The organism is Baaleninema simplex PCC 7105 (genome assembly GCF_000332355.1).
In the GTDB taxonomy this organism is placed as follows: Bacteria; Cyanobacteriota; Cyanobacteriia; order Cyanobacteriales; family Geitlerinemataceae; genus Baaleninema; species Baaleninema simplex.
In genome coordinates, this window is record NZ_KB235958.1 from 2,717,344 (window position 1) to 2,741,633 (window position 24,290).

A 24,290-nucleotide genomic window follows, 5' to 3' on the forward strand; every position below is an offset into this window, starting at 1 on the left:
AGACGCGAGATTAGTCTTCAACTTTCACGCCCATGTTGCGGGCGGTTCCTTCGATGATGTTCATGGCCGCCTCGATGTCGTTGGCATTGAGGTCGGGCATTTTCGTCTCGGCAATTTCTTTCAACTGCGCCCGCGAAATCGAACCGACTTTGGTGCGGTTGGGTTCTCCCGAACCTTTCTCGATACCGGCCGCTTTCTTAATCAAAACTGAAGCGGGGGGCGTTTTGAGAACGAAGGTGAAACTCCGATCTTCGTAAACCGAGATTTCGACGGGGACGATGGTTCCGGTTTGGTCGGCAGTTTTGGCGTTGTACTCTTTGCAAAACTGCATGATGTTCACGCCGTGCTGACCCAACGCCGGACCGATGGGCGGTGCGGGGTTCGCTTTACCCGCCGGAATCGCGAGTTTGATAAGCGCGACTACTTTTTTAGGCATTCGTTAACTCTGTTTTTCGACTTGATTGAACTCTAGTTCGACAGGCGTGTCCCGTCCGAAAATCGATAGCAGTGCTTTAAGCTTGCTCCGTTCGGGACTCACTTCAATGACTTCGCCTTCAAAGTCTTTGAACGGTCCCGACAGCACGACAATCTTGTCGCCCGTCTCCATATCGACTTTGACGACCGGTTCTTGCTCTCCGGTTTGCTTGAAGATGCGTTCGACTTCAGATGGACTCAGTGGCATCGGTTTGACGTGACCGCGGCCGCGTCCGTAGCGGCGCCGTTGCTCTGCCCCGACAAAGTTAATCACATTGGGGGTATTTTTGACAACCTGCCAGACGTCGTCGTCGAGGATCATCTGAATCAGCACGTAGCCGGGAAAGACTTTTTCCTCGATGTTTTGACGAGAGCCGTCTTTGCGGATTTTGACGGCCGGCGTTTGGGGAATCGCGATCTGCAAAATGCGATCGGCAACGTCAAGGGTTTCCTTGCGCTGTTCGATGTTGGCTTTGACCCGCTTTTCGCAGCCAGATGCCACCTGCACGGCATACCAACGCGCTCGCGCCGGTTTCCGTGGAGCCTCTTCTACGTCCTCTGAATCGGTGTCGTCCCAACGTTCGTCGGGTTCGTATGGTTCGTTCGATGAAAAAGTCATCCGAATATTTGCTTTGCAGCCCAACCGAACAAGTTATCGACCAAATAAATGGCCGTCGCCAGCAGCGTTACCATCAGCAACACGGCGGCTGACTCGCTGATGACTTGTTGTCTCGACGGCCAAACGACCTTAGCGAGTTCTTCTTTGGTTTCTTGGAGAAACTTTAGGGGATCGAACCCTTTGCTCGTCTCTTGGGCGTTGGCTCCGTTTTTCTTCGCCACGACGATTCACCTCTGTTGACGGATTGCGTCTCGATCGATTCGAGTGCCGACGAATCGATTGTGTTGCCCGATGGTTGGCAAGACCGTTTTGTCTGTGGCCTCGATCCGCCTATCAGACAAACTCACCCGAAAGCTATCTTGTTTTTCCGACCGTTCGATCGGCAACTGAGTAGCTTTCGGGTAGAGCGTCTCTCAAAGAAATTAGGTGGTTCAACGCGCCCTGGAGGACTCGAACCCCCGACATCGGGTTTTGGAGACCCGCGTTCTACCAACTGAACTAAGAGCGCATCCCGTCTCGTTCAGACGTCGAACCCCTTCTTAAAGAGTGTACCACACGGCTACCGTACTCGAGCAAGTTATTTTTTAGATTTCTTTTTGGTTTTGGTTTTGGTTTTGAGAGCTTTTTCGATGGGGCGATCGAAACGCTGTTTGAGTCGGGTTGCTTTACCGACGCGATCGCGCAGGTAGTAGAGTTTGGCACGGCGGACTTTACCGCGACGGAGAACTTCGATGTAGCTGATTCTCGGGGAGTGCGGCAGGAACACCCGCTCGACACCCACGCCTTGGAAAATTCGGCGGACGGTAATGCTTTGGTTGATACCGCCATTTTTCATGGCGATGACGGTTCCCTCGTAAGGCTGAACCCGCTCTTTTCCACCTTCTTGGATGACTACGCCGACCCGGACGGTATCGCCGACGTAAATGGTTGGGATATCGGACTTAATATATTCCGATTCGATCGATCGGATGAGTTCTTGACCCTTCATAGCTGCCTCGATACGTTGCAGCCTTCTATCGTAGATCGGACTTCCCCGTCAAGTCAATTTTTGGAGTAAGGGAATAGGGAACAGGGAACAGGGAACAGGGAACAGGGAATAGGGAATAGGGAACGGGGAATAGGGAACAGGGAAGAAATAATCATCAATTGTCTTCCCCTCTCATCACATCATCCCCTCATCAGGCTCTGGCGACGATCGCTCGGTGTCGGGGATCGCTGGGGGCGGTTTCGAGATGCTCGAAGCCTAGCTTTTGTAGGGTGGCTTCGACGTCGAAGGTGTAGTATTCGTCGCTCCAGGGTTCGGTACTCTTCATTAAGACGAATAACGCCGGAGGTAGGTTCTGAATCACTTTTGATTTTGGGTTGTTGTCCGCGATCGCGATGATTCCGCCGGGACGCAGGATGCGACGCGCTTCTTTAAAAATGGCTTCTGTGGCAGCGTTGGGGAGTTCGTGCAAAATAAATTGCAGTGTTACGAGATCGAAACTGTTGTCGGGAAATTCGGTGGCTTCGGCTAATCCGTGAACCCAGCGATCGATCTCGTTGTCGCTATCGAGATGTTGCGCCACCGCTAGCATTTGCGGCGATAAGTCCAAACCGATGATGTTCGCGGGTTCGCTTTGACGCGATCGCAGGTAACGATGCAGCGATCGCGTGGACATTCCAATCGAACATCCCACGTCTAATACGTCGCGAACGGGATAGCAGAGGTGTTTGTCTACAATGTCGTAGAAACTCGTCCGCAGGCGATCGTAAGCTACGTCAGGGGACAGGTTCTCTTTTGGCGTCACGCGCAACGCCATCGCGTAAGTGGCGGGTTCGGCTTCAAAGGCTGCCAACCAACAGAGGTTTCCCTCGTCGTAGGCGTGAAACGGAACGTTGTAATAGTCGGGATAGGTAACGTTGGCATTCGTCAGGCGATCGGCTAATGCTTTCACGTCGGAGGTTTCTAACGCGGCTACGCGATCGCGCCAGGGGATACCGTTACGTTCGGCCGTACGAATCATAACCCGCCGCGCCTGCTGTTTCATGACACGATACAGAAACGGCGTTTGAATCAGTTGGTTGACCAGGCGAGAGAGCCAGTCGTCTCCAGCCCATGCGGGTTTGTTTAAGGTTTGGCTTGTCATCGTATGATTGTTTTATATCGCTAGAGCGATTTTATCTGATTTCTTCTCAATATCTCGAAGATACGGTGTTAGAGAGCAGTTCGGCAGACCGGCAACTGGCCGCGAACCCGCGATCGTCTAGAATTGCAAGAATATACGAAACCTTAGAAACGTCGATCGAATTGAACTAAAAATGAATCAAGCGACCCCAGCCAAGCCTCTCGATGCGATGGCGTTCTTCGAGCAGAGTGCGGGAACTTGGCATTCTCAACGAACCACCCACCACCTCCCCTTCCGTCGCGCCGAGTTAGGCGGATCGGAAATTTACGTCGAAACCCTCGCCGCCAACGATCCCCGCGTCGTAGAAATCTGCCAAATGCACGATATCGATCCCGCCGATGCTTCCGGTGGGGCGTTCGTGCGCTGGAACGGTTCGATGCAATGGGATCGCGAGAACGACGAAAACCACGCCGGATCGACGGTATTCGCGATCGTTCCCGACTCCAACGATCCCCGCCAAGGGAAAATGTTGCGCGAACGGGGCTATGCTGAAGTGGTTCCCGTCGCCGGACGCTACGAACTCGACGACGACGGCGGCATGATTTTGATTACGGAATACGAAACCATGAGTTCGATCGAGCGGTTTTGGTTCCCCAGTCCCGGCGTGCGGATGCGAACCAGTACGGTAAAACGGTTTGGTGGGTTTAGTACCGCGACGTTCTGCACCGAAAGCCGCCTCGAAGACGACACGGACAATTTAGATACGAATCCCGATGCCAGTTCTGAAGCCAGTCAGCCGTTTTATTCGGTTTTGGGATGGTAAGCTTTAACACGAAATAGAAAGCGATCGCAAAAATGTAAACAAAGTTTACGTTTTTTGTTAAAAATTGTTGCTGGCATTCATAAAAATGAGACTGGGAGAAACCCGATCCCCTACTCTAAAAGTTGGCTAGTCCATGGTTGAATAGCAAATCGTTTAAGCGTAGGGAGATATTAACGTGGCACTTCCCTTACTCAATTACACGCCGAAAAGCCAAAACGTGCGTGTAGCCGGATATGAAGTTCCCGGTGACGAGCAGCCCTACATCTTCGATACCGAAAACCTGCCTTCGGGCGGTGGCATGGAAGAAGTGATCTGGGCTGCTTATCGCCAAATTTATAGCGAACACCAAATTCTCAAAAGCAACCGTCAATCGGCTTTAGAGTCTCAACTCAAAGACGGTCGCATTACGGTGCGCCAGTTTATTCGCGGCTTGTTGTTGTCCGATCCGTTCCGTCGTCGGAACTTCGACGCCAACAGCAACTATCGCTTCGCGGAGTTGTGCGTGCAGCGCGTTCTCGGACGCGACGTGTACAGCGAACGCGAGAAAATCGCCTGGTCGATCGTCATCGTCAACGAAGGCGTTCAGGGCTTCGTCGATAAACTGCTCGGCAGCGACGAATATCTCGAAAACTTCGGCGACACCATCGTTCCGTTCCAACGTCGGCGCAACCTGCCGCAACGGGAACGGGGCGAAACGCCGTTCAACTTGAAAACGCCCCGTTACGGCGCGTACCACCGCGATTTGTTGGGCTTCCCTCAAATCGTCTGGCAAAACGCGATTCGTCGCTTCCGTCCTCAAGAAAAGCAACCCGTCGAGGGCAATCCCGAACGGTTCTTGGGTATGGCGCGTTCGATGGCACCGCAGCAAAACCCCGTTCCTCGGGTGTCGCTGCAAACTCTCAACTATCTGTCTGCCGTACCTCGTCGCTAAGCGAGGGTTGGGCGGCCAGTTTGGTTGTATTTCACTAAACCAAAGAATTGGGGCGAGTGCGTCCGCGTTCCGATCGCTTCGGCGATCGAGGCGTGGAAAGGGTCGCCCCAATTTTTCAAGGAGACAAGGAAGAAACTGTTACCTGTTCGCTGTCTTCATACGGAATCCGCACACCATAGCCCCTTTTAACGCGATCTCCCAAAATCGATTTAAGTCCCGGCGTACAGGGAATTTACGACGGAGGCCGCAAAACAGGTTTTTCAAAACTGGATTCCGTATCACTGGTGACTGGTGACTGGTGACTGGTGACTGAAAAGCAACCAGTGGGTATAGCTGTAGGAGTGAGATGGGGAGAGGTTGCTGTCGGGATAGGAAGTGAGAGTCTCGTTGAGAATTTCGATAAGGTGCGATCGCGCGTTGGGGTGGGGAAGGTCTAACTCGTAAGCTAAGCTCCAACTGGTGCGATGGGAGGTTTGCAGTTGGGTCAGTTCGTAGCGCACGCCACGATATTGCCGCTGCCATCGGGTTTTGAGAACCTCGACCCACCACTGCTCAGATAACTGCTGGAGATAGCAGGGGGGAAAATCTCCGTCTTCAATCCACTTACACCAGCATTCGACTCGTCCGGCATCGTCTCCGACAGGCCAAACCCCTAACGCCGATTCTCGCCACTTCAGCTCGAGACTGTCGCCGTGGCGTCGTTTGATGTTGATGGCTTCGCTTTCGGGAACCATTAAGTAAACGTCGGTTCGGGAATCTCCACAGGAGAGCCAGTTGCCGGGACAGTCTTTGAAAAACCACCGTTTGACGGATTGGGGCAGTTCTCCATCGAGAAACCAACGAACTTCTTGTGTGATGAGGGGAGCGGACATGGCAGCGCGATCGATAATACCGTTCGTGTTCTCTATATCGATCGTTGCAGGGGCGATCGCTCCTTGTCTTCCGTCCTGAGATAGAAAAACGCCCCATGCTCCCCGAGAAAGCGATAAAAACCCTCTGTTTTGAGGAGGCGATCGAAGTTGACGCCAAGGCGATCGAGGTTTTATGCTCGAAAGGTTGACGAGTCGTTCGTCCAAACTTCACCAAGGCGCGATCGCAGTTCGCTGCGTTTTCTAGAATGCGTTCTCTCTTCACCGCGAGGGGAGGGCGATTGTGTTTTTTTAAGACGTTTTCTCGCAGAAGTTGGTCGGACAACAACTGTTCTATCCTCGATCGCTATCCTATCCGAAACGCTCTCATGAAACTGGTTTGCACCCAAGGGGATTTTAACGCCCATTTGTCTCTGGCCACCCACGCCGTCCCCTCTCGTCCCACTCACCCGGTTTTAGCCAACGTGCGCCTGACGGCGGACGCGGACAACCAACGCCTACAACTGACTGCCTTCGATTTAAGCTTGGGCATTCGCGTCAGTCTACCCGCCCAAATCGAAGAAGGGGGCGAAATCGCACTTCCGGCAAAACTCCTCAACGACATCGTATCGCGTCTTCCTGACGGTGAAATTACCCTGGAAAACGAATCCGATACGACGCAAACGACCCTCACATCTGCTTCAGGACATTACCAAGTTCAGGGGATGAGTTCGGAAGAATTTCCCGAACTTCCTGCGATCGAAAATGGCAAAGTCGTGCGACTCAGTACCGAAGCCCTCATCGAAGGCTTGCGGGGAACCCTCTTCGCCACCAGTTCCGACGAAACCAAGCAAGTCCTAACGGGGGTTCACCTCATGATGAAGGCGGACGGGTTAGAATTCGCCGCCACGGACGGCCACCGTCTCGCTGTAGTCGAAGCAGTGAATTTAGAAGACGAAGATACACCCAACCCGGAAGTCGAAGAAGAAGCCTTTGAGGTGACGGTTCCAGCCCAGGCGTTGCGGGAATTAGAGCGGATTATCGGCAAACGCGCCGGAACTGACCTCATCGCGTTACATTTCGATGAGGGTCAAGCGGTGTTCGAGATTGAAGACCGACGGCTGACGAGTCGGACGCTAGAAGGATCGTATCCGGCGTACCGTCAGTTAATCCCCCGTCAGTTCGAGAACCAGGTCAACGTGGAACGACGCCAACTGTTAGGGGCGTTAGAGCGTATCGCCGTGATTGCCGATCGCAAAAATAATATTGTGAAGTTTAGCTTTGATGCCGAGGCGCAACAGTTGACGTTGAGCGTGGACGCCGCCGATGTGGGAAGTGCCAACGAAAAGCTGACCGTGCAGGTATCCGGCGACAGTATCGAAATTGCGTTTAACGTGAAGTACGTGATGGAGTCGCTGCGAAACCTTCAATCGACGGAGATTCAGATGCAACTCAACACCCCCGTTTCTCCGGTGATTTTAACGCCGCTGGGTGGAACGAAGATGACGCATTTAGTGATGCCGGTGCAAATTCGCGATTGATGTCGGCATCAAAAAGGGACGCGTTCGAGCGTCCCGGTTTTTGTATCCCAAGTTTTTCGAGTGGTGTCGTGCGTTGGCGGCTGCGTTAACGTAGTTTGGTTAACGGGAACACACGAGCTGTTCGCTTTCTTGCTCGAGAATTTCGAGCAGTTGTTGGTTGCCCTGTGCTTTGGCTGCGGCGATGCGTTCGGACAGTCGTTGGCACAGGTTGTCCCGGTGAATGCGGGCAACTTCGCTCAGGCTGATTTCCGTTGCGGTCGTCGGCGTTGCGGCGACTGGGCGGCCGTCGGCGGTTTCGATACGCCCGGTTTCCGTCGTCCGGTAGGGAACGCCGCGATATTTAAACTCTGCAACCGGTTGCAGAACCGTCATATGGCGCGGATAGGTCACGTGATAGGATTGTCCGCGATAAGTGGCTAGAATTTCGCTTTCGGTCATTTCTAGCGTTGGGGGGGTGGAGTCGTAGCGGACACCGCGATAACAGAGTTTCATATTTTTCGAGTTCCTGAGTCCGAGACAACAAAGATGTTTGCTTAGCGGTCGAGACTTCGTTGCTGAAATCTGGACTTTTATGCTATTAACAGAGTTTATTCTGTATCTATTTTTACATTTTTGGGTTAGGTATGTCAACTTAAGTCGATATAAATCTTTGCAATTCCGACCGGCGATCGCGATTCTTCTGTCTAGCGTGTACACTAGAGTTTTAGTGTTTGGTGACACAAAACAGCGAAAGTGTGAATGAGGCTCGCACCCCGCCCCGATTCTGAAAAAACGTCTCGAACTCTGCCCCATCGAGAAAAACTCGGCGCGATCGCGCCCAAATCCCGATTGTATTATTTACGACAGCGACGGCGACGACAAAAACAGGTCGTCCGACTCTTGCTCGAGCGAACGTTGCTCGTTACGCTCGTCGCAGTACCGATCGCAACGATCCTGTTTCCGGGGTTGCGGTGGTTGCTCCTGCGCGAATTCGACGGAGTCGTGGGGTTGATGTCGCGAGAAGTCAATTACGTCGTGCATCTGATGAAACTCGATCGCAAAACGCGATCGCGATCGAATGCCTTCGTCGAAACTGCCTCTCGAGATTTATCACCCGAACTCCGCGCTCTCCTCGACACGATCGCCTTTGCAGAAGGGACTCACGACGCCCTAGGCTACCAAACTATTTTTACGTTCGACGAATTTTCTAACTTTAACGATCATCCTCGGCGAGTACGTTGTGCGAAATATTACGGACAACATCTGTGTTCCGACGCAGCCGGACGCTACCAAATGCTCAGTTCCACGTACGATTCGGTGGTTGAAACCACGGGACTAAGTGACTTTTCCCCCATTTCTCAAGACCTAGCGGCCGTCGAACTCATCCGCCGTCGCGGAGGGTTAGAAAAGATAGAGAACGGTGATTTTTACGGCGCAATGCGGGCGATAAAAAAAGAGTGGGCGAGTTTGCCCGGCTCGGGTCACGGACAACCAGAGGTCTCGTTGGAGGAGTTAAAACAGGTTTACCAACGACGGTTGAAGCATTACCGAAACCGGAGTTGAGGAGCAAGGGAGAGGGGGAGAGGGGGAGAGAGGGAGAGGGGGAGCAACTATTAACTGTTCCCTGTTCCCCGTTCACTGTTCCCTGTTCACTGTTCACTGTTCCCTGCTAACTGTCTTCACTGGAGACTGGAGACTGTTTTCACTGGAGACTGGAGACTGTTTTCACTGGAGACTGTTCGCTGTAAAAGCTAAGTCTAACAACACCCGTCGTTCGGCGCGGACGATGGCGTCGTGCGATCGCGCGATCGCGTCGCGGCGTACTGAAATTCCGGTAACGCCACAGCGAACGAAACGCTCGAGAACGTCGGGTTCGACTGAAACAGTATCGGCACAAACCGTACAGGGAATTCCCAAGCGGCGAGCTGTTTTGGCCAACTGAGCGATCGCCTTCAACACCGCCGGACGGCGCAACTCGAACGACTGCGCCATCGAACTGTCTTCGCGATCGACCCCTAACAGTAACTGTGTCAGATCGTTGGTGCCGATGGCAATTCCCGAGACGCCCGCCTCGACGTAGGCATCTAACAAAAACAGCACGGACGGTACTTCCGCCATGATCCAACATTGAAACGCCGGTCGATCGGTCAACCCAACGCGATCGCAACGTTGGCGACAAAACCGAAATTCCTCGAGCGATCGCACGAACGGTAACATCAACTGTACGTTGGTACATCCCGCTTCCCAGACCCGTGCCAGTGCTGCTAACTCGCAATCGAACGTTCTGGGATCTTTCACGTAGGCGAGAGTTCCTCGGAGACCTAAAGGCGACCCCGCCATACTATCGACCGTCCGATAGTACACCGGACGCGGGGCGAAGGCTCGCGCGAATTCTAACATCCCTTCCGTCAAGCGATCGACCAACGCCGCAGTCCGACCGTCGCGCACCCACTGTACTGGGGAATCGCCGTTTAGTACTTCGACTGCCATCAACTCCGATCGCACGAGTCCCACACCGTCAACGAGTCTCATCGCCTCAGACGACATCGTTTTCACAGAACTCGGCTGGCTCAACATCACCATTAACTGCGTTCCCCGTACCTCAGACCGTTCTTCCAACGGCGGTACGGACGGTTTCAGTGTATCCGAGATGGGGATTCGGACGTCCGAGGTTAACTCACCGCGATCGCCGTCGAGACGCATCGATCGCCCCGTTTGCAGTCGATCGGTAGCAGCCGTCACGCCAACGATCGCCGGAATTCCCAACTCTCGAGCTAAAATTGCGCCGTGACTGGTCAAACTTCCCGTTTCAGTCACTAACCCCACAGCTTGCTTTAACAAGGGAAAATCCGTCGGTTCCAAACTCGACACGACGACAATGCAATCGGGAGGAGGTGCGATCTGAGTTCGATTGGAGGAGCGCACCACGAAAACAGGCGCGATCGCTTGTCCCGAGGAGGCGGGAAGACCTCGCAGCGTCAGCAGATCGGCTGTCGAATCTGGGGGACTGGCCGCTGGCGACGACTTCGGTTCTTGGGCTATTTCGACCGTCCAATCGTCTCGCCAGAGCCGTTCGTCAGGATAAACTTGGCTCAAATACAGTTCCGTTCCGTTTTCAGTCTGTACGAATTGCCATTGAGCCGAAAACGAGCGATCGAAGGTTTCGCAGAGTTTGCGTCCCCAATGCTTTAAGGTGTCGAGTTGTGCGTCGTCGAGAACGGCCTCACGTTGTCGTTCGGGGGGAATGCCGACGACTCGCACTTCTGCCGTTGCCGGATCGAAGTCGTAGCGACAGAGGCGAACTCCCACCCGTCGCGCGATCGGGGTGTCGCGATCGCTAGCGAGACGGTAGAGATCGGGAACGACGACCCCTTCGACGAGGCTCTCGATCTGTCCCGAGGTGGCGGCGATATCGAAGCCAGTTTTGCCACCGCGTAGAACACCCGTGACCGCGATGCGATCGAGCGGTTGTACGAGAACTGAGAGATAGAGGCGATCGAGGGAAATGCGGGACTGTTGCCAGCATAGGAGACTGCGGGCCCGAAACAGTTCGGCCCAGGTGCGTTTCAAGGCGAGGGCGATCGAGGAGGGGTCGTTGAGGCTCGTTTGGCTGTCGAGGAAGTCAGCATAGTCGAAGCTGTTGCGATCGCCATCTATATATAAGGACGGGTGCAAAACGATCCCCGCACTCGAGAGGGAGGAAACCGCCTCGGTCAGTCGATCGAACCAGGGGGCAGGGAGTTCGGCCGCGAGGAGAGCTTCGCGAATTTGTCGGGCGATCGATTGCAGTTGGTGGGCGTCGTCAGCTTGTAAGTGAAGTGCTGTGTGAGAAATTTCAGCCAAAAGCGGATTATTCCAGGTGTTACTTTGCCAAAATTCTCGAAAAACGCGCGATGAAACCACAATTCCCCATAAAACGGGGTAATTTTCCCGTGCGAGTTGCCCCAAATAAAACCCACGCTCTCCGATCCAAGGGGATTCGATCGCATCAAATCGATCGATAGGAAACACTTCTGTCACGATACTTTGCGCCCCTCAATCGCACTATACCCGGATTTTATCGTTCCCAGCGAGCTGACGCGACAAACCGACCCACCTCTCGAAGATATGGCGATCGATGTTCCTCAGCGCGAGCGAATTTTGAGAACTCTACATATTATCGGTAAAAAAACGGTACTTATTTAAAGAAGACGTGAAGTTTTGCGTGAAAGTACTCAGTGGTTTGAAGAAAATGTCTATACTAAACACAAGGAAATAACCAAGTATATTTACGTAAAATCAAGGCAAGGGCAACCGTATGAAGATGCATTTTTCCAACAACACCTTAACGGCGGCCGCGGGTACTGCACTCTTGCTCGGAAGTGCGATGTTCAGTTCGTCACCCGCATCCGCCGTAACCTTTGGCACGTCGCTCGATTGCGACCCCGCTTTATCGGGCGATCCCCTCGATCAAACCTGTTCGTTGCAAAGTCTGCTCGACGACATCACAGTGAGTGGTGGCATCGATACAACGAACGATACGGGATTCGAGTATTTCACCAACACCGCCACCGGTGGTTCCCTCGCTCGCTTTATGTTTGAAGTCGCGGGATTTGCCTCCGGTAACAAGTTCGGTCTGTTCAATAAAGACGGCGTTAAAGCCGAACTGTTCGACGGTTCGAACGACGACGCCGATCGCGCGATCGTCGATTTCCTCGACAATGGCGATATCTCGATTTCGACGAAAGCCTTCGATCCCATCGGCTCGACGGTCGATAACCTCATTTCCGATTTTGGCAACGTCTTCGGATTCTATCTCGAAAACCCCGCCGGACATACGTTCTTCTCCGATGCGTCTCTCAACTTTGACGGACGACAACACAGTGCGATTTATCAAGGCGATAACTCGACGGTCTTAGATTTACCTGGCGTTCAGCCTGGTGTTTTTACGGATAACGAATTTATCATCGCCTTTGAAGACTTACCTGAAGGACATCCTTACGAAGATTTCGACTATAACGATCTCGTCGTCATGATGGAATCGATCGAACCGACAGATATTCCCGAACCCTCTACATTACTCGGTTTGGGGGTTGTCGTAAGTGCTGCTCTGGTTACTCGTCGTCGCCAAAGACGTTCTAACTAACCTAGAAAATTATGTTCGTTCGGTTCGAACGAGGGGTTGAAAGCCTGACGATTCTACCGATTTTTTTCTGTATATAAGTGAAGGAGGCGTGCGATCGCCTAGGGAAACACAGTTTTTCGTCCGGTCGCACGCCTCTTTTATCGTTGTTTTTTCTACAATAAAGGTCGTTGCTTCACGTCAGCGAAAAAGTGCGTCTACTCGCTCGATTCCTCGACCTCTTTTTAAATCCCAACTGTCCCCTGTGCGATCGCCCCACAGATCGCGAACTCTGTCCCGCTTGTTTCCAACAACTTCGACACTGTCGCCGCTCTCATCCCCAAAATTTACGGTGTGGGAGCTTACCCGTTTTCGCCTGGGGTCATTACAGCGGAACGCTCAAACGCGCGATCGCCGCTCTCAAGTACGAAAACCACCCCCAACTGGCTCGACCCCTCGGACACCACATCGGACGAGCCTGGCAGAAAAAGCCCCTTCTCTCGGACGCGCAACTTACTGTCGTTCCCATTCCCATGCACCCCGACAAACAACGCAAACGGGGATTTAACCAAGCCGAACTCCTGGCGCAACACTTCTGCAAGATCGCGCGTTTTCCCTTACAAGCGCAGGGTTTAGCACGAATCAAAAATACTCAAGCCTTGTTCGACCTCAACCCCGAACAACGGCGTCAAACCCTCGATGGTGCGATCGCCCTCGGAAAAGCCTTTCGCCGCCATCCTCCCAAACATCCAGTGTTGCTGTTCGACGACATCTACACCACTGGAACCACAGTCCGCGAAGCGACTCGTACCTTGAACAACGTGGGAATTCCCGTCGTCGGTGTGGCCGTTTTGGCCAAAGCCGGAGAAGACAAAGTGAGGCGTTGAGGGTCAGAATGGTTAGAGTGGACGGGAAGCACCTTCGACGCAGATTGAAAGCTGTATGCAGAATTTCGATGTCAAACCCATGACAGACTTCCTCAGATCGGCGGCTTTACTCCTCGTCCTGCTGAACCCATTTCTCGTCATTATCTATATCATCGACGTCGTGCAAAAACTGTCGCTGAAACCCTTCACCTTGGTTTTGATGCAGGCGGGTTTAATTTCCACGGCAGTCTTTTGCTGTTTTGCCATTCTCGGCGACGCCATATTTTCCCACGTTTTACAGGCAAATTTCGCCTCGTTTCAGATTTTTGGAGGAATTGTGTTTCTCCTTATCGGTCTTGAATTTGTATTTCAAGGTCCGACGGCAATTTCTATTTTACGAGGCGAATCGAAAAACCTCGCGGGGGCGATCGCCATGCCCATCTTTATCGGGCCGGGAACCATTAGCGCCAGTGTAGTCATCGGGGAACGACACGATCCCCTTGTCGCTTGCATGGCGGTAGTCGTGGCTGTTTGTGTCTCTATCGCATTTGTCGTCCTGCTCAAGTTAGCCCACGATCTCGTTCGTCCCCATCGAGAACCCTTCATCGAACGGTACATCGAAGTGGTCGGACGAATTGCCGCTTTGTTTATCGGCACGATTTCGGTGGAAATGATTATGCAGGGACTCATCGTGTGGTTCGAGAAGTTTTGAGGATTCGCCGATGGAGGGGTGGCGTAATCTTCCAAGATTTCAACAACGATTTTACGGTAAATCTCTAGTTTATCCATTGTTCGATAACCTCTTGTTCTGGATTATAGGTGATGGGGTGCATCTCACTTTTGCAAAAACATCAGTTTGGGGTGGCAAAATTCCCGATTAGCACTTCCGGTATAAGATCCCCGGCATCTCCAAGATGCCGGGGATCTGGAAATTGAGTGCGCCCAATTCGATGAATTTACATTTTTGAGATGCACCCTAGGTGATGAGCTTTAGTTGTTGTTCTCCGATGATTTCTTGAATAAGAGGGCGACAAAAAAACGTTGAATAGATTTCGGTGGAAATAGCAAGATATAAAACGAGATCGGGTTCAACTTGACGGAGACTAAATCGATAGTTAATAAATTGGCCGAGTGCGGTATGAAATTCCGAAATTGCTGAATCCCCAACGAAGCTTTTGATTTCAACTGCAATTTTTTTGGCGATCGCGCTCGGCAGCGATGAGGCGATCTGCTCCAAGGTCAATATATATCTCGTAGTCGTTGAGGTCGAAATGTAAAGGATCGTGAGTAATTATCCAGCCATCTTTCTGGAGAACATTCTTAACTGAATCATGAAAAAGGTCGCGGGTTTGCATATCGGTCGGGTTTTACAAATTGGCGCACAACTTTTAGATCGACTTTTAGATCGAGATCGTTCGATTCTCGAACTTCAATCAACATCTTCCACCCCCTGAAGGGCCTCTTCCACCGCCGCCAAATCCGGCATAGATGGCTGCGCCCCCACCTTCGTCACCGAGAGCGCCCCCGCCGTCATCGCCCAACGCAACGTATCCAACCAGGGTAAACCTCGATCGATCGCCGCTGCCAACGCCCCGTTAAACGCATCTCCCGCCGCAGTGGTATCCACCGCCTCGACCGCAAACGCCGGAACAAAGGCTGCATCCTCCGCCGTGGCGTAAGCGACGCCCCGCGCCCCCAACGTCACGATCGCTCGATCGACCCCCCGACGCCGAAACGCCGACGCCGCCTGAAGAGCAGTTTCGGGATCGTCCACCGATGCCCCCAGCAGTTGACTGGCTTCGATTTCGTTGGGGGTCAGTATATCGACGTACTCGTACAGAGACTCGGAAAACTCTGACGCGGGAGCCGGATCGAGAATTACCGTTACCCCTGCATCTCGTGCCACTCGGGCCGCTGCTTCGACGATGGGTGTCGGAACTTCCAACTGTAACAACAGTACCGTCGCATCGGCTAAAAATGCTTTCAGGCGATCGACATCCGACTCGTCCACTCGTCCGTTAGCACCGGGAACGATAACGATCGCATTTTCTCCAGCGAGATCGACAGATACCACCGCGACCCCGGAATGAGTACTTTCGTCAACCCGTACCCCCGACGCATCGACTCCGCTGTCCCACAGTCCCTTCAGCAGTTGCTCGCCAAAGCGATCGCCCCCCACGCACCCGATCGCTCTCGTCGATGCACCCAGACGTGCCGCCGCCACAGCTTGATTGGCTCCTTTGCCTCCCAAGCCCGTAAAAAAGTTATCCCCTCGGATCGTTTCTCCCGCTACGGGCAATCGCGGGGTTTGCGTCACGAGATCGACATTGAGACTTCCGAAAACAACGACAGCCATAGGTACGGGGCGATAAACTATACAGATACAAAGAACATCGTATCGCCCTTTTGTCCAGTCCTCAAACCGTCAATTTCTCAGTCAATCTTCGTATTCGACCCAAGAATTTGGCGTTTCGGACACGCTCACTTTTAAGGTGACGCCTTCAGGAACGCGCTGTTTCGTTTCGTTGTAAATATAACGAGCGATCTCTTCAGCAGTCGTGGCGTATTCTTTCGGTAACAACTCGTTGAGAACCCCGTGATCTAACCCGCCTTTCGTCGAGTCGCGTTTCGCCCAACGCAAACTGCGGAAATCTGCCACCATCACGGGATGCGGACAGTATTCCGAAGGATGAAGCGTCGTCGAACTGGCGGTGACACGCACGCGATAGGTGTGGCCGTGCAACCGTCCGCAGGGGCCGTTGTAATCTTCGATGTAGTGAGCGCTATCGAAGGTGAATTCTGTCGTTAACGTCCATTTGGGCATGGTCGTATCCTGTGGGTCTTACTCCTATTTTGACGTGGATTTTAAAGAGGGAACTTTTTTCAGAGGCGAAGGATTACAGTTCGTCGCGACAGTATCCTCCTAACTCGAAGATATCCGCACATTCTCGTTCGATATCGCGAATTTGCGGTGCAGTGAGAACCTCACGGTAACGTCCGATGCTGTTGGCGGAGAGAGCTTTGCCGTACAGTGGAGTAGACCACCAAGGGCGATAGCGTTCGGGGAGGCGATCGAAGTCGAGACGACTGCGGTTCCAGGTTCGGTCGGGGTCGAAGTCCTTCAGCGACAACCCGGTAAAGGCTTCGAGTTGCGCGATCGCCGCTTGGGGGTGTCGCACCAATCCCTCATACTGGACGTAACGCGTCCGATTCCAAAACTCGGAATCTTGGCAACGTTGACAGGGGCGGTAATAGGCGTTGTAAAACTGCGCTAACCCTGCCATGTCAGAGGTTTCCAGCATTCGCACTAAAGTAGGATTCTCTCCTTTGTTTTTGAGTTTGTCCCCCACTTGCAGCAGCGAGGCGATCGCGTCTCGGGGATCGCGCAGCAACATCAGAAACTTGGCCTCGGATACCAACTCGAACAAATCGGGAAAGTATTTCGTGAGTTCCGGAGATTTGAGAACCAGATGTTTGGCGTTACCGTAGCGACGAGCAGTTTTGTCTAAAAACGCCGTCACCCAAGGACGGGAAAACTCGGCGTAATCCTGCAAATCGTCGAAATAGGTGTCGCCTTCGACTTTCCACAAATATTTTCCGCGAGAGTACGTCGAGAGTACGTAAGCGAAATAGTTGGCTTCGGCGATAAACGGATTCGTATTTGGCGCGTTACAGAGAATTCCGTTTAACACCGTCGTTCCCGTTCTGGCTGCACCTCCAATGAAAAAGTAAGTCATGTTTTGGCAAGGGAGAGGGGGAGAGGGGGAGAGGGGGAGAGGGGGAGAGGGGGCGCAGGGGAGAAGCTGTTATCTGTTAACTGTCTTCACTGGTGACTGGTGACTGGTGACTGGTGACTGGTGACTGCTCACTGTCTTCATCTCTTCATCACAACTGAACGGGTTCCGAAGAGGAGGGTTCGGCGTCAGAAGTGCGATCGCACGTTATCCAATGTAGGGAAATCGGCGGCTTGGCTGTCGCGAAAACCTGTTGTCCCGCCGCCCAACGCACGTACCAGGGATCGAGTTTGGGGGCGTCTTCGGGGCGATGTTGGCGTTCGTAGTCGAGAACGGGGATTTCGTCAGTTGGGGTCAGGGGTAAATCCGCCAAGACTTCCTCGAGTTGCGATCGCGTCACGATGGTCGAGTTGGCGGCTCTGGCGGCTTCTAACGCCACGCGATCGAATTCCACGCCGTCGTCGGCTAAAAATAGGTTAAACAGCAGCGTTCCACCGGGAACGAGGGCGTTGGCGAGCTTGGAGAGCAACGCTTTTAAGGCGTCGCCGTTTTGCAGGCGAGACGCGACTTCGCTAACCACCGCCAAACGATAACCACTCGGTTTCAGCGACACCAACGGATCGAGAATGTCGTCCGTCGTGACGGAAACGGCGAGGTTGTCCGACTCCACCAGATCTCGCAATTTCGCCGCGAAAGGCGTCGCTAACTCAAACGCGTCTACGGCGAACCCATGACGCGCCAGGGGGAGAGCGTGTTGGGCGGTTCCCACCGTCGCCACGAGAGCGGTACTGTCTTGGGGATCGATCGCCGTACCGACGTCGGTTACTTTCGTCAGAGACGGCAGTTTTTCTAAGTAATCCGGCGTTTTCGCCAGGATGTCTCGGGCTTGCTCGGAAAGCGATCGCGCTGCGACGGAGACTTTACAGTTCAATCCAGTTTGGGGGGGCGTTCCCGTTCCGTACACCACCCGAATTCGCGATTGAGGTGAGAGAACGAAGCCTTTCTCTAACTCCCGCTGTAACATTTGACGCAGGCGATCGCGCTGTTCTTCGTTCAGCGGATACGTCAACCCCGCGAACAAGTTCGCCAACTGCTTCAAATAAGCATCGCACAACGCCGGAACGCAGGGTAAGACGAGCTGTCCTTGAGTCAAGAGCGCGTTAATGGGCGCTTCCGTTCTCGCCACCTGCACGCCGTACACCAAGCCCTGACGGGGAAACGGTGCTGGTTCGTAACTGACGAGTAGCTGTGTCGGCGAGTCCTGGGCGGCGGCGGTTTCCAGACTTTTGGCCAGGTTTTCGCACAACTGCACCAGTTCCTTGGCCGAAAACGGTTTTCCCAAATGGGCGAACAGTCGCTCTAACCGTTTGGCGTAGGGTTCGACAGCTCCTGTGACTCCCGGTAGAGCCACCCGTCCGCGTGCGGACATATTAAAACTGATGGCGTTGGCGATCGCTCGTTGTAACGTTGCTGAATTCGTCACGGTTTTCCCCTCTCGCGTTTCCCCTCTCACAACAATTGAAAAACCCGCTTTCGACTCGAAAACGGGTCGCGACACGAAAGCCGCAGTTGCGATCTTATCGTGCGATGGCTTCGGGTGCGATGGCTATTTGCTGCCCGTAAACCCGACTTCGGGAAATTGGCTTTGCGCCTCAGCCATCGATTTTTTCTTGCCTTCTTCTTGCCAGTAGTTGATGACCTCGGTGGCTTTGTTGAGCAGTTCCACACGCTCGACCTCCGAAATCCAGTGCTTGGCTTCCAGTTCGTTTTTGAGCTGTTCCCAAGCGTCGTTTCGCGGCCAGAAGAAGTAGGTCGTCAAGGGGCTGGTTCCTTTGCCCACCACTTGGTCAACTGCAATGGCAACGTTGTCCTCTAACCAGAGGACTTTCAGCATGAATCGGGACAATATAGACCTCCCAATACGGTGTCAAAACTTTGCAAATTATCATTATACTGTGTTCTACGAACCAGCACCAACGCCGAACGAGGAATTGTCGTGACCGATCGCATTCGTCCCGAACCCCCCGCCCCCTTTGCCATTGCTGTCTTCGACATCGATGGCGTTATCCGCGATGTGGGCGGCTCTTACCGCCGCGCCTTAGCTGATACGGTCGAACGCTTTACCGACGGGGCGTATCGTCCGACCCCTGAAGATATCGATCGCCTCAAAGCCGAAGGGATTTGGAACAACGACTGGGAAGGTTCGCAGGAGTTGGTATGGCGTTATTTCGAGTCTCAAGGAACGGATCGATCGCGCGTTTCCCTCGAGTTCGAGGCATTGGTCGATTTTTTTCAGTCTCGCTATCGCGGTGAAGATGCGGAGAACCCGGACAATTGGACGGGATACATTTGCCAAGAACCGCTTTTAGCCGATCTCACCTATTTCGATCGCCTCACGAGCGATCGCGTTCTCTGGGGCTTTTTTAGCGGTGCGACGCGCGGCTCGGCCAGTTACATCCTACAACGGCGCATCGGCTTGCCCAATCCGGTATTGGTCGCGATGGAAGACGCCCCCGGAAAACCCGATCCCACGGGACTGTTCGATACGGTCGCGCAGTTGGAAGATCGGGCTGGGGTTTCGACGCCCCTGCCGACGATTTACGCTGGAGATACGGTCGCCGATTTGTACGCCGTGCGTAAGGCCGCCGAAGCCGATTCGTCTCGTCCTTGGATTGGCGTCGGCGTGTTACCGCCTCACGTGCAAACCACTCCAGACCGTCAGGCGCAATACACGCAGTTATTAACGGAGGCGGGGGCGAAATTCGTCGTGAAGACCGTTCGAGAGTTAACCGCCGCACGAATTCGAGATGCGATCAGTTAATACTGTTCGAGAACGCGATCGACCCCGACGAGGCGATTGTGTTGCCACACCTCGATTTCGTAGGGCGTGACGAGGTAGGTCGTCGCGTCGTTTCCTTCTAGACAGTAACTGTTTCCGTTGATGGGGCGCACGTCGCTAAAGTGGATTTCGTCGTCGCCCTCTTTCGATCGCACCGAACCTATCAGGTCGCCGTTAGTTTGTTGGCAAATGTTGATATAAAACTGTTCGGTTTCAAACGCTGCGATTTCACGATCGCACTGATTCCAGCTTTGTACTCGGTATTCTGGTCGATTATCGGAGGTCGCGATCGCACTCGCCGAACCGACGAGGAGACTTCCGCCCCACAACACCGCTACCATCGCACACAACCCAAAACGCATTGCGAGTTCCCAGGTTCCAACTCAACTCGATCTTATGGTGACGCTGGAGACCGTGCGATCGCGGCGATCGCGTGACAATTTTAAAGCTGTCAAAGGGGGGTTTCGGTCGACGGCGATTTTTCCAACCACTCGATTTGTCGGGCGAGATCGGGAAGCTGCGCCTCGGCCTGACCGAGCGATCGCGCCCGCATAATATACATCGTAATCGGTGGCGTCAGCAGGTCTACGAGGGTCGTTCGCCCCCCCAACAGCTTCGCACTGTCTCGAGGCAGTTCTTTTAACATCCATCGCGCGATTTGTTTGAGATGGGCGGCGGCTGATTTGTCGGGTTTGAGTTCGACGCCGTGTAACTCGTGAAGGTAGCGGTTAGACTGTCCGTATCGTCGCCATTGTTTGTAGAGTTCTTCCCAAGTGGCGCGATGGCGGTGGCGGACGATCGCCGTTTCCGCGAATTCTAACGTCCAATCCGTTTGACGCAAAATCCGCCAACACATATCTGCATCTCCGCCCGTAGTGAGATAGGGACGAAACAGCCCGACTTTGACAAACGCTTCGCGACGGACGGCTAAATTGGCGGTTTGGCCGTAGGGACAAAAGGGATGCTCGAGGGTGTAGGTTTGAGATAGGATCTTGTGGCGTTCGGCGTACCGCTCGAGAAAGGTTTCGGGGGGGAGAGCTTTGACTTCTCCGGCGACGAGTCCCACCTCGCTCTTTTGAAAGGGTTTCACGAGGTTTTCGAGCCATGTCGGTTCCGGGCGACAGTCGGCGTCGGTAAACGCCAGCAGAGCGTGACGGGCGGCGCGAATTCCCGTGTTTCGGGCGGCGTAGGAACTTTGAATTTCGTTTTGAGACAGGGGACGCAGGGGAAACTCTCGCTCTCGTACGGCGTTTTTCAGCAGCTCGAAGGTGCGATCGCCGCTGTTATTATCCACCAGTAGATATTCGACCCTTTCTCGGGGATAAGTTTGCCCTTGCAAACAGGAAATTAACTCCGGCACGTCTCTCTCACCGTTATAAATTGGCACGATGACAGATACCGGAGGACATGAAGGTTCGGTCGAACTCGAACGAAACTTGTCTACCACGGGTTAACGCAATAAAGCGTCTCGACGACGCTGCTGCTCGATGTAAACGCGCTCTAACAGCATTAGAGCAGTTACGATCCCGACTTGAACCGGCCAGGGGGCGGTGGCAAACCCTAAAATTAAACTGATTAAGGCCGTTCCACCTGCTAGGATGCAGTAGATGTCTTCAGAGGTTTGGCGGAACCACCAGACCGAGCTGCCTGCGATCGCTAGTGCGATAACGTAGACTGGTATCATATCGATTACCTCTGACTGAATTCGGGCGTTCTGCGGACTTTCACGCTATACCGAGGAAATCCCGGCTCGTTCCTACACACTCAAGAGTTAGAAGGTCTCTTTATATCGTATATTAACATCCACAACTTGAGAGTTATGTATACGCGATCGCTTTCATCTAAAAAACTAATCTCGCTCGCTCGATAAAAGTCCCCATAAAATAAAGAACTGTAAACCGTCTATCGAGGAGATTAAATCGTGTCTGTTGAAACTATCGAAAAACGTTCGACCGTTCGCAAACACGCCCCCCGCTATCGAGTTTTGTTGCATAACGACGATTTCAACACGATGGAATACGTCGTACAAACCCTCGTGAAGACGGTTCCGGGCTTGACACAACCTCAAGCCGTCAGCATTATGATGGAAGCCCATACAAACGGTATGGCGCTCGTCATCACTTGCGCCCAAGAACACGCTGAATTTTACTGTGAAACGCTACGACGCCACGGTTTGAGCAGTTCGATCGAGCCAGACGATTGAAGCAGAGAACTCTCACGGCGATCGATCGCCCGATAACGAGACAGTCCGACACTCCAGAGGCATCTCATCACCGGTGCGTGTCTCGAAAAACCGATGCTCTACAGCTCGATCTCGCCAAAGAAAACGCCGTAAGCCGGAAGCTCGATCGTCTCGTCGTACTGTCGCACGGAAAAGTCTGGCTCTTTGGCTTCGCGACAGTTCGGATACGTCGACACATCGAAATGAACGGCTTTAGGACTGAGGTTAAACAAACACAACAAACGTTGTTCGTCACAGTATCGCTCGATGCCAAACAGAGGTTCGGGGGTTTCGAGCAGGTGCAGCTTGCCCCGAATCAAGGCCGGTTGCTGTTTGCGCCAGTGCAACAAACGACGGTACTTGTTCAGTAACGAGTTGGCGTGGCGCTCTTGTTCGTCCACCGCCTTTTCGAGATGTTCGTCGGGAATCGGCAACCACGGCTCTTTTGCGGTGGTAAATCCCGCGTTGACCCCTTCTTTTTCCCAGGGCATGGGCGTGCGAGACCCATCTCGTCCTAAAACTTTAGGATATCCTGCCAAACCGAAGGGATCTTGCATTTTATCGTAGGGAATCACCGCCTGAGTCAGTCCCAGTTCGTCCCCTTGATAAATGCAACAACTTCCCCGCAACGACAGTAACAATGCTGCGAACATATGGTCGAAGGCTTCGTGCGTGAAGGCGTCGTCGATGAGAAACTTCATCCACCGGGATTTCAAGCGGGGGAAGTCGTGGGTGCCTCCCGTCCAACAAATCACGCTGTCGCCGAAGCGCTGTTCGACGGAACGGACGATGTCGCACAACCGTTGGTAATCGAGAGGTTCGGGGGTCATGAGCGAGGAGTTGTACGCCATGTGCAAGCGCTTGTTCCCTCGGACGTACTCGCTAGAGATGCCGACGGTATCTTCGGCGGAACTGATTTCGGCTAGGGTCGTGGTGCCGGGGTAGCGATCGGTGAGGCTGCGAATTTTTTCGAGCAACTCCAGGGTTTTGGGCTGACAGAAGTTGTAGAGGTTGATGCGATCGAAAAAGGGATCGTTGATATCGGCACCGGCTGGACGAGGGACGCTGTCCGGCCGGGGGGGATTGTCTCGCAGTTGTCGATCGTGGGTAAAGAAGTTGACCACGTCGAGGCGAAATCCGTCGACTCCCATGTCGAGCCAAAATCTCGCGACGTCGAGAATGGCATCGATAACCTCGGGGTTGTACCAGTTGAGATCGGGCTGTTCGGCAAGGAAATTGTGGAGGTAATATTGTTGTCGCCCTTCGTCCCACGTCCAGGCACGACCGCCAAAGGTCGATAGCCAGTTGTTGGGCGGGCTGCCATCGGGTTTGGCGTCTGCCCACACGTACCAGTCGGCTTTGGGATTGTCTCGACTGCTGCGACTTTCGAGGAACCAAGGGTGTCGATCGGAGGTGTGATTCCAAACTTGGTCGATGAGGACTTTGAGACCTCGTTGGTGGGCTCGATCGAGGAGGGTTTTGAAGTCGTCCATCGTTCCGAAAATCGGATCGACGGCACGATAGTCTGAGATGTCGTAGCCGAAATCTTTCATAGGGGATTTGAAGAACGGCGACACCCAAACGGCATCGACTCCAAGATCGGCGATATAGTCGAGTTTGTTGACGATTCCCTGTAAGTCCCCGATTCCGTCGCCGTTACTGTCGGCAAAACTGCGGGGATATACTTGATAAACGGTCGCGCTGCGCCACCACTCTCGGTTCGCTTCTCGATTCGTCTCTCGGTTCGTCATGGTTGACCTCTTCTTCAATTTTTGTTGGGCAATGCTGCGCGGAACGCTCGGAGGGCAGACCGGGAAGACAAGGTTGCTGCTGTCTGGACGATCTGCTCGATCTGCCGTCCGAAGTCGCTGTTTTCAAGTTAACACTGGATGCGGGTTCGGTCGATCGGATGGGAACGCGATCGCGGCTGAGGCTTCTATCGACTACGATCGCCGCGTTTCGGTGACGGTTCGAGATCGGTTTTCTCTCCTTCTCGGACGAGAGCGCGTTTTGACGAATTCGCGGTGGTGCGAAAGACCGCTTCGGAGATCTCGAACGGGTGCATCCCAGTTTTGCAAGTGTTAGGCGTAAAAGTCTCCATTGAGATAAGCACAGCGTTGCTTGAGGACTTGTGGAACGTTCTGACGTTCCCACTGAGCGCCGGAAATCTTGAGACGCCGACCAATCTGCTTGACCGTCGATTCAA

29 protein-coding genes, 1 tRNA gene and 1 pseudogene are annotated in these 24,290 nt (G+C 53.4%); 9 read left to right on the forward strand and 22 right to left on the reverse strand.

The window, feature by feature from the left end:
* Positions 1 to 10: 10 nt before the first annotated feature.
* The 6 genes from rplK to GEI7105_RS0114030 form a co-directional block, all read right to left on the reverse strand.
* Positions 11 to 436: a 50S ribosomal protein L11 gene (rplK, locus tag GEI7105_RS0114000; protein ID WP_017661076.1), complete on the reverse strand. Its 426-nt coding sequence runs from the start codon at positions 434 to 436 to the stop codon at positions 11 to 13.
* Between the two features lie 3 nt (positions 437 to 439).
* A complete protein-coding gene (nusG, locus tag GEI7105_RS0114005) occupies positions 440 to 1,093 on the reverse strand; it encodes a transcription termination/antitermination protein NusG (protein WP_017661077.1) in 654 nt (217 codons plus the stop codon).
* On the reverse strand, positions 1,090 to 1,314 hold the full coding sequence (gene secE / locus GEI7105_RS0114010; RefSeq protein ID WP_017661078.1) for a preprotein translocase subunit SecE: 225 nt from the start codon (positions 1,312 to 1,314) through the stop codon (positions 1,090 to 1,092). Before secE ends, nusG begins: the two co-directional genes overlap by 4 nt.
* A 214-nt stretch (positions 1,315 to 1,528) precedes the next feature.
* Positions 1,529 to 1,601: transfer RNA gene (locus tag GEI7105_RS0114020), tRNA-Trp, on the reverse strand.
* A gap of 69 nt (positions 1,602 to 1,670) precedes the next feature.
* Complete coding sequence (gene rplS / locus GEI7105_RS0114025) at positions 1,671 to 2,081, reverse strand: 50S ribosomal protein L19 (protein ID WP_017661080.1); 411 nt, start codon at positions 2,079 to 2,081, stop codon at positions 1,671 to 1,673.
* A 190-nt stretch (positions 2,082 to 2,271) separates the two neighbouring features.
* Positions 2,272 to 3,222 carry a class I SAM-dependent methyltransferase gene (locus GEI7105_RS0114030; protein WP_017661081.1) on the reverse strand — a complete coding sequence of 317 codons (951 nt, stop codon included), beginning with the start codon at positions 3,220 to 3,222 and terminating at the stop codon, positions 2,272 to 2,274.
* Positions 3,223 to 3,394: 172 nt separating this feature from the next.
* Here GEI7105_RS0114030 and GEI7105_RS0114035 point away from each other — a divergent pair, with 172 nt between their 5' ends.
* The gene (locus tag GEI7105_RS0114035) at positions 3,395 to 4,024 is read left to right on the forward strand and encodes a phycobiliprotein lyase (protein WP_017661082.1); all 630 of its coding nucleotides are present in this window, start codon (positions 3,395 to 3,397) and stop codon (positions 4,022 to 4,024) included.
* A 175-nt stretch (positions 4,025 to 4,199) separates the two neighbouring features.
* Complete coding sequence (locus tag GEI7105_RS0114040; protein ID WP_017661083.1) at positions 4,200 to 4,955, forward strand: phycobilisome rod-core linker polypeptide; 756 nt, start codon at positions 4,200 to 4,202, stop codon at positions 4,953 to 4,955.
* Positions 4,956 to 5,233: 278 nt separating this feature from the next.
* Here GEI7105_RS0114040 and GEI7105_RS33520 read toward each other — a convergent pair whose 3' ends face one another.
* On the reverse strand, positions 5,234 to 6,031 hold the full coding sequence (locus GEI7105_RS33520; protein ID WP_017661084.1) for a hypothetical protein: 798 nt from the start codon (positions 6,029 to 6,031) through the stop codon (positions 5,234 to 5,236).
* A 161-nt stretch (positions 6,032 to 6,192) separates the two neighbouring features.
* Between GEI7105_RS33520 and dnaN the strand changes: the two genes are divergently transcribed.
* Positions 6,193 to 7,344, forward strand: a complete 1,152-nt coding sequence (gene dnaN / locus GEI7105_RS0114050; RefSeq protein ID WP_026097652.1) for a DNA polymerase III subunit beta — start codon at positions 6,193 to 6,195, stop codon at positions 7,342 to 7,344.
* A 99-nt stretch (positions 7,345 to 7,443) separates the two neighbouring features.
* Here dnaN and GEI7105_RS0114055 read toward each other — a convergent pair whose 3' ends face one another.
* Positions 7,444 to 7,836, reverse strand: a complete 393-nt coding sequence (locus tag GEI7105_RS0114055) for a DUF4278 domain-containing protein (protein WP_017661086.1) — start codon at positions 7,834 to 7,836, stop codon at positions 7,444 to 7,446.
* A gap of 246 nt (positions 7,837 to 8,082) precedes the next feature.
* On the opposite strand from GEI7105_RS0114055, the gene GEI7105_RS36055 reads away from it, so the two are divergent.
* Positions 8,083 to 8,886: a glycoside hydrolase family 24 protein gene (locus GEI7105_RS36055; protein ID WP_017661087.1), complete on the forward strand. Its 804-nt coding sequence runs from the start codon at positions 8,083 to 8,085 to the stop codon at positions 8,884 to 8,886.
* Between the two features lie 162 nt (positions 8,887 to 9,048).
* Here GEI7105_RS36055 and GEI7105_RS33530 read toward each other — a convergent pair whose 3' ends face one another.
* Positions 9,049 to 11,343, reverse strand: coding sequence for a putative PEP-binding protein (locus GEI7105_RS33530; RefSeq protein WP_017661088.1), 2,295 nt, complete (start codon positions 11,341 to 11,343; stop codon positions 9,049 to 9,051).
* Between the two features lie 346 nt (positions 11,344 to 11,689).
* Here GEI7105_RS33530 and GEI7105_RS0114075 point away from each other — a divergent pair, with 346 nt between their 5' ends.
* The 3 genes from GEI7105_RS0114075 (at position 11,690) to GEI7105_RS0114085 (ending at position 14,002) form a co-directional block, all read left to right on the forward strand.
* Positions 11,690 to 12,448, forward strand: a complete 759-nt coding sequence (locus tag GEI7105_RS0114075; protein WP_158413208.1) for a DUF4114 domain-containing protein — start codon at positions 11,690 to 11,692, stop codon at positions 12,446 to 12,448.
* A gap of 188 nt (positions 12,449 to 12,636) precedes the next feature.
* The gene (locus GEI7105_RS0114080) at positions 12,637 to 13,311 is read left to right on the forward strand and encodes a ComF family protein (protein WP_035493100.1); all 675 of its coding nucleotides are present in this window, start codon (positions 12,637 to 12,639) and stop codon (positions 13,309 to 13,311) included.
* A 55-nt stretch (positions 13,312 to 13,366) separates the two neighbouring features.
* Positions 13,367 to 14,002 (forward strand): MarC family protein, encoded by a 636-nt coding sequence (locus tag GEI7105_RS0114085; RefSeq protein WP_017661092.1) that lies wholly within the window; start codon positions 13,367 to 13,369, stop codon positions 14,000 to 14,002.
* Between the two features lie 264 nt (positions 14,003 to 14,266).
* Here GEI7105_RS0114085 and GEI7105_RS30585 read toward each other — a convergent pair whose 3' ends face one another.
* The 7 genes from GEI7105_RS30585 to GEI7105_RS0114115 form a co-directional block, all read right to left on the reverse strand.
* Entirely contained in the window at positions 14,267 to 14,527 is a 261-nt protein-coding gene (locus tag GEI7105_RS30585; RefSeq protein WP_342662825.1) for an element excision factor XisH family protein, read from the reverse strand.
* Complete coding sequence (locus GEI7105_RS40760; RefSeq protein WP_342662826.1) at positions 14,472 to 14,645, reverse strand: element excision factor XisH family protein; 174 nt, start codon at positions 14,643 to 14,645, stop codon at positions 14,472 to 14,474. Before GEI7105_RS40760 ends, GEI7105_RS30585 begins: the two co-directional genes overlap by 56 nt.
* 74 nt (positions 14,646 to 14,719) lie before the next feature.
* The gene (rbsK, locus tag GEI7105_RS0114095) at positions 14,720 to 15,646 is read right to left on the reverse strand and encodes a ribokinase (protein WP_017661093.1); all 927 of its coding nucleotides are present in this window, start codon (positions 15,644 to 15,646) and stop codon (positions 14,720 to 14,722) included.
* Positions 15,647 to 15,727: 81 nt separating this feature from the next.
* On the reverse strand, positions 15,728 to 16,114 hold the full coding sequence (locus GEI7105_RS0114100; RefSeq protein ID WP_017661094.1) for a 6-pyruvoyl trahydropterin synthase family protein: 387 nt from the start codon (positions 16,112 to 16,114) through the stop codon (positions 15,728 to 15,730).
* A gap of 73 nt (positions 16,115 to 16,187) precedes the next feature.
* On the reverse strand, positions 16,188 to 17,027 hold the full coding sequence (locus GEI7105_RS0114105; RefSeq protein ID WP_071592015.1) for a sulfotransferase family protein: 840 nt from the start codon (positions 17,025 to 17,027) through the stop codon (positions 16,188 to 16,190).
* A 148-nt stretch (positions 17,028 to 17,175) separates the two neighbouring features.
* On the reverse strand, positions 17,176 to 18,507 hold the full coding sequence (locus GEI7105_RS0114110; RefSeq protein ID WP_144053804.1) for a class I SAM-dependent methyltransferase: 1,332 nt from the start codon (positions 18,505 to 18,507) through the stop codon (positions 17,176 to 17,178).
* 123 nt (positions 18,508 to 18,630) lie between these two features.
* Entirely contained in the window at positions 18,631 to 18,930 is a 300-nt protein-coding gene (locus GEI7105_RS0114115) for a 30S ribosomal protein PSRP-3 (RefSeq protein WP_026097655.1), read from the reverse strand.
* A 90-nt stretch (positions 18,931 to 19,020) separates the two neighbouring features.
* On the opposite strand from GEI7105_RS0114115, the gene GEI7105_RS0114120 reads away from it, so the two are divergent.
* Entirely contained in the window at positions 19,021 to 19,845 is an 825-nt protein-coding gene (locus GEI7105_RS0114120) for a TIGR01548 family HAD-type hydrolase (protein WP_017661098.1), read from the forward strand.
* Here the strand turns inward: GEI7105_RS0114120 and GEI7105_RS0114125 are convergent.
* From GEI7105_RS0114125 to GEI7105_RS0114135, 3 genes are all read right to left on the reverse strand, one after another.
* Positions 19,842 to 20,225 carry a hypothetical protein gene (locus tag GEI7105_RS0114125; protein WP_017661099.1) on the reverse strand — a complete coding sequence of 128 codons (384 nt, stop codon included), beginning with the start codon at positions 20,223 to 20,225 and terminating at the stop codon, positions 19,842 to 19,844. The genes GEI7105_RS0114120 and GEI7105_RS0114125 overlap by 4 nt on opposite strands.
* A gap of 89 nt (positions 20,226 to 20,314) precedes the next feature.
* On the reverse strand, positions 20,315 to 21,310 hold the full coding sequence (locus GEI7105_RS0114130; RefSeq protein WP_051044146.1) for a glycosyltransferase family 2 protein: 996 nt from the start codon (positions 21,308 to 21,310) through the stop codon (positions 20,315 to 20,317).
* Positions 21,311 to 21,313: 3 nt separating this feature from the next.
* Positions 21,314 to 21,547: a hypothetical protein gene (locus tag GEI7105_RS0114135; protein WP_017661101.1), complete on the reverse strand. Its 234-nt coding sequence runs from the start codon at positions 21,545 to 21,547 to the stop codon at positions 21,314 to 21,316.
* 237 nt (positions 21,548 to 21,784) lie between these two features.
* Between GEI7105_RS0114135 and clpS the strand changes: the two genes are divergently transcribed.
* A complete protein-coding gene (clpS, locus tag GEI7105_RS0114140) occupies positions 21,785 to 22,066 on the forward strand; it encodes an ATP-dependent Clp protease adapter ClpS (protein ID WP_007634189.1) in 282 nt (93 codons plus the stop codon).
* Positions 22,067 to 22,164: 98 nt separating this feature from the next.
* Here clpS and GEI7105_RS0114145 read toward each other — a convergent pair whose 3' ends face one another.
* The 3 genes and pseudogenes from GEI7105_RS0114145 to GEI7105_RS37330 all read right to left on the reverse strand — a co-directional run.
* Positions 22,165 to 23,835 carry an alpha-glucosidase gene (locus GEI7105_RS0114145; protein WP_017661102.1) on the reverse strand — a complete coding sequence of 557 codons (1,671 nt, stop codon included), beginning with the start codon at positions 23,833 to 23,835 and terminating at the stop codon, positions 22,165 to 22,167.
* Between the two features lie 185 nt (positions 23,836 to 24,020).
* Positions 24,021 to 24,149, reverse strand: coding sequence for a hypothetical protein (locus GEI7105_RS40465; protein ID WP_017661103.1), 129 nt, complete (start codon positions 24,147 to 24,149; stop codon positions 24,021 to 24,023).
* A 16-nt stretch (positions 24,150 to 24,165) separates the two neighbouring features.
* Positions 24,166 to 24,290 (reverse strand): annotated as a pseudogene (locus GEI7105_RS37330) (ISKra4 family transposase); the annotation flags it as partial.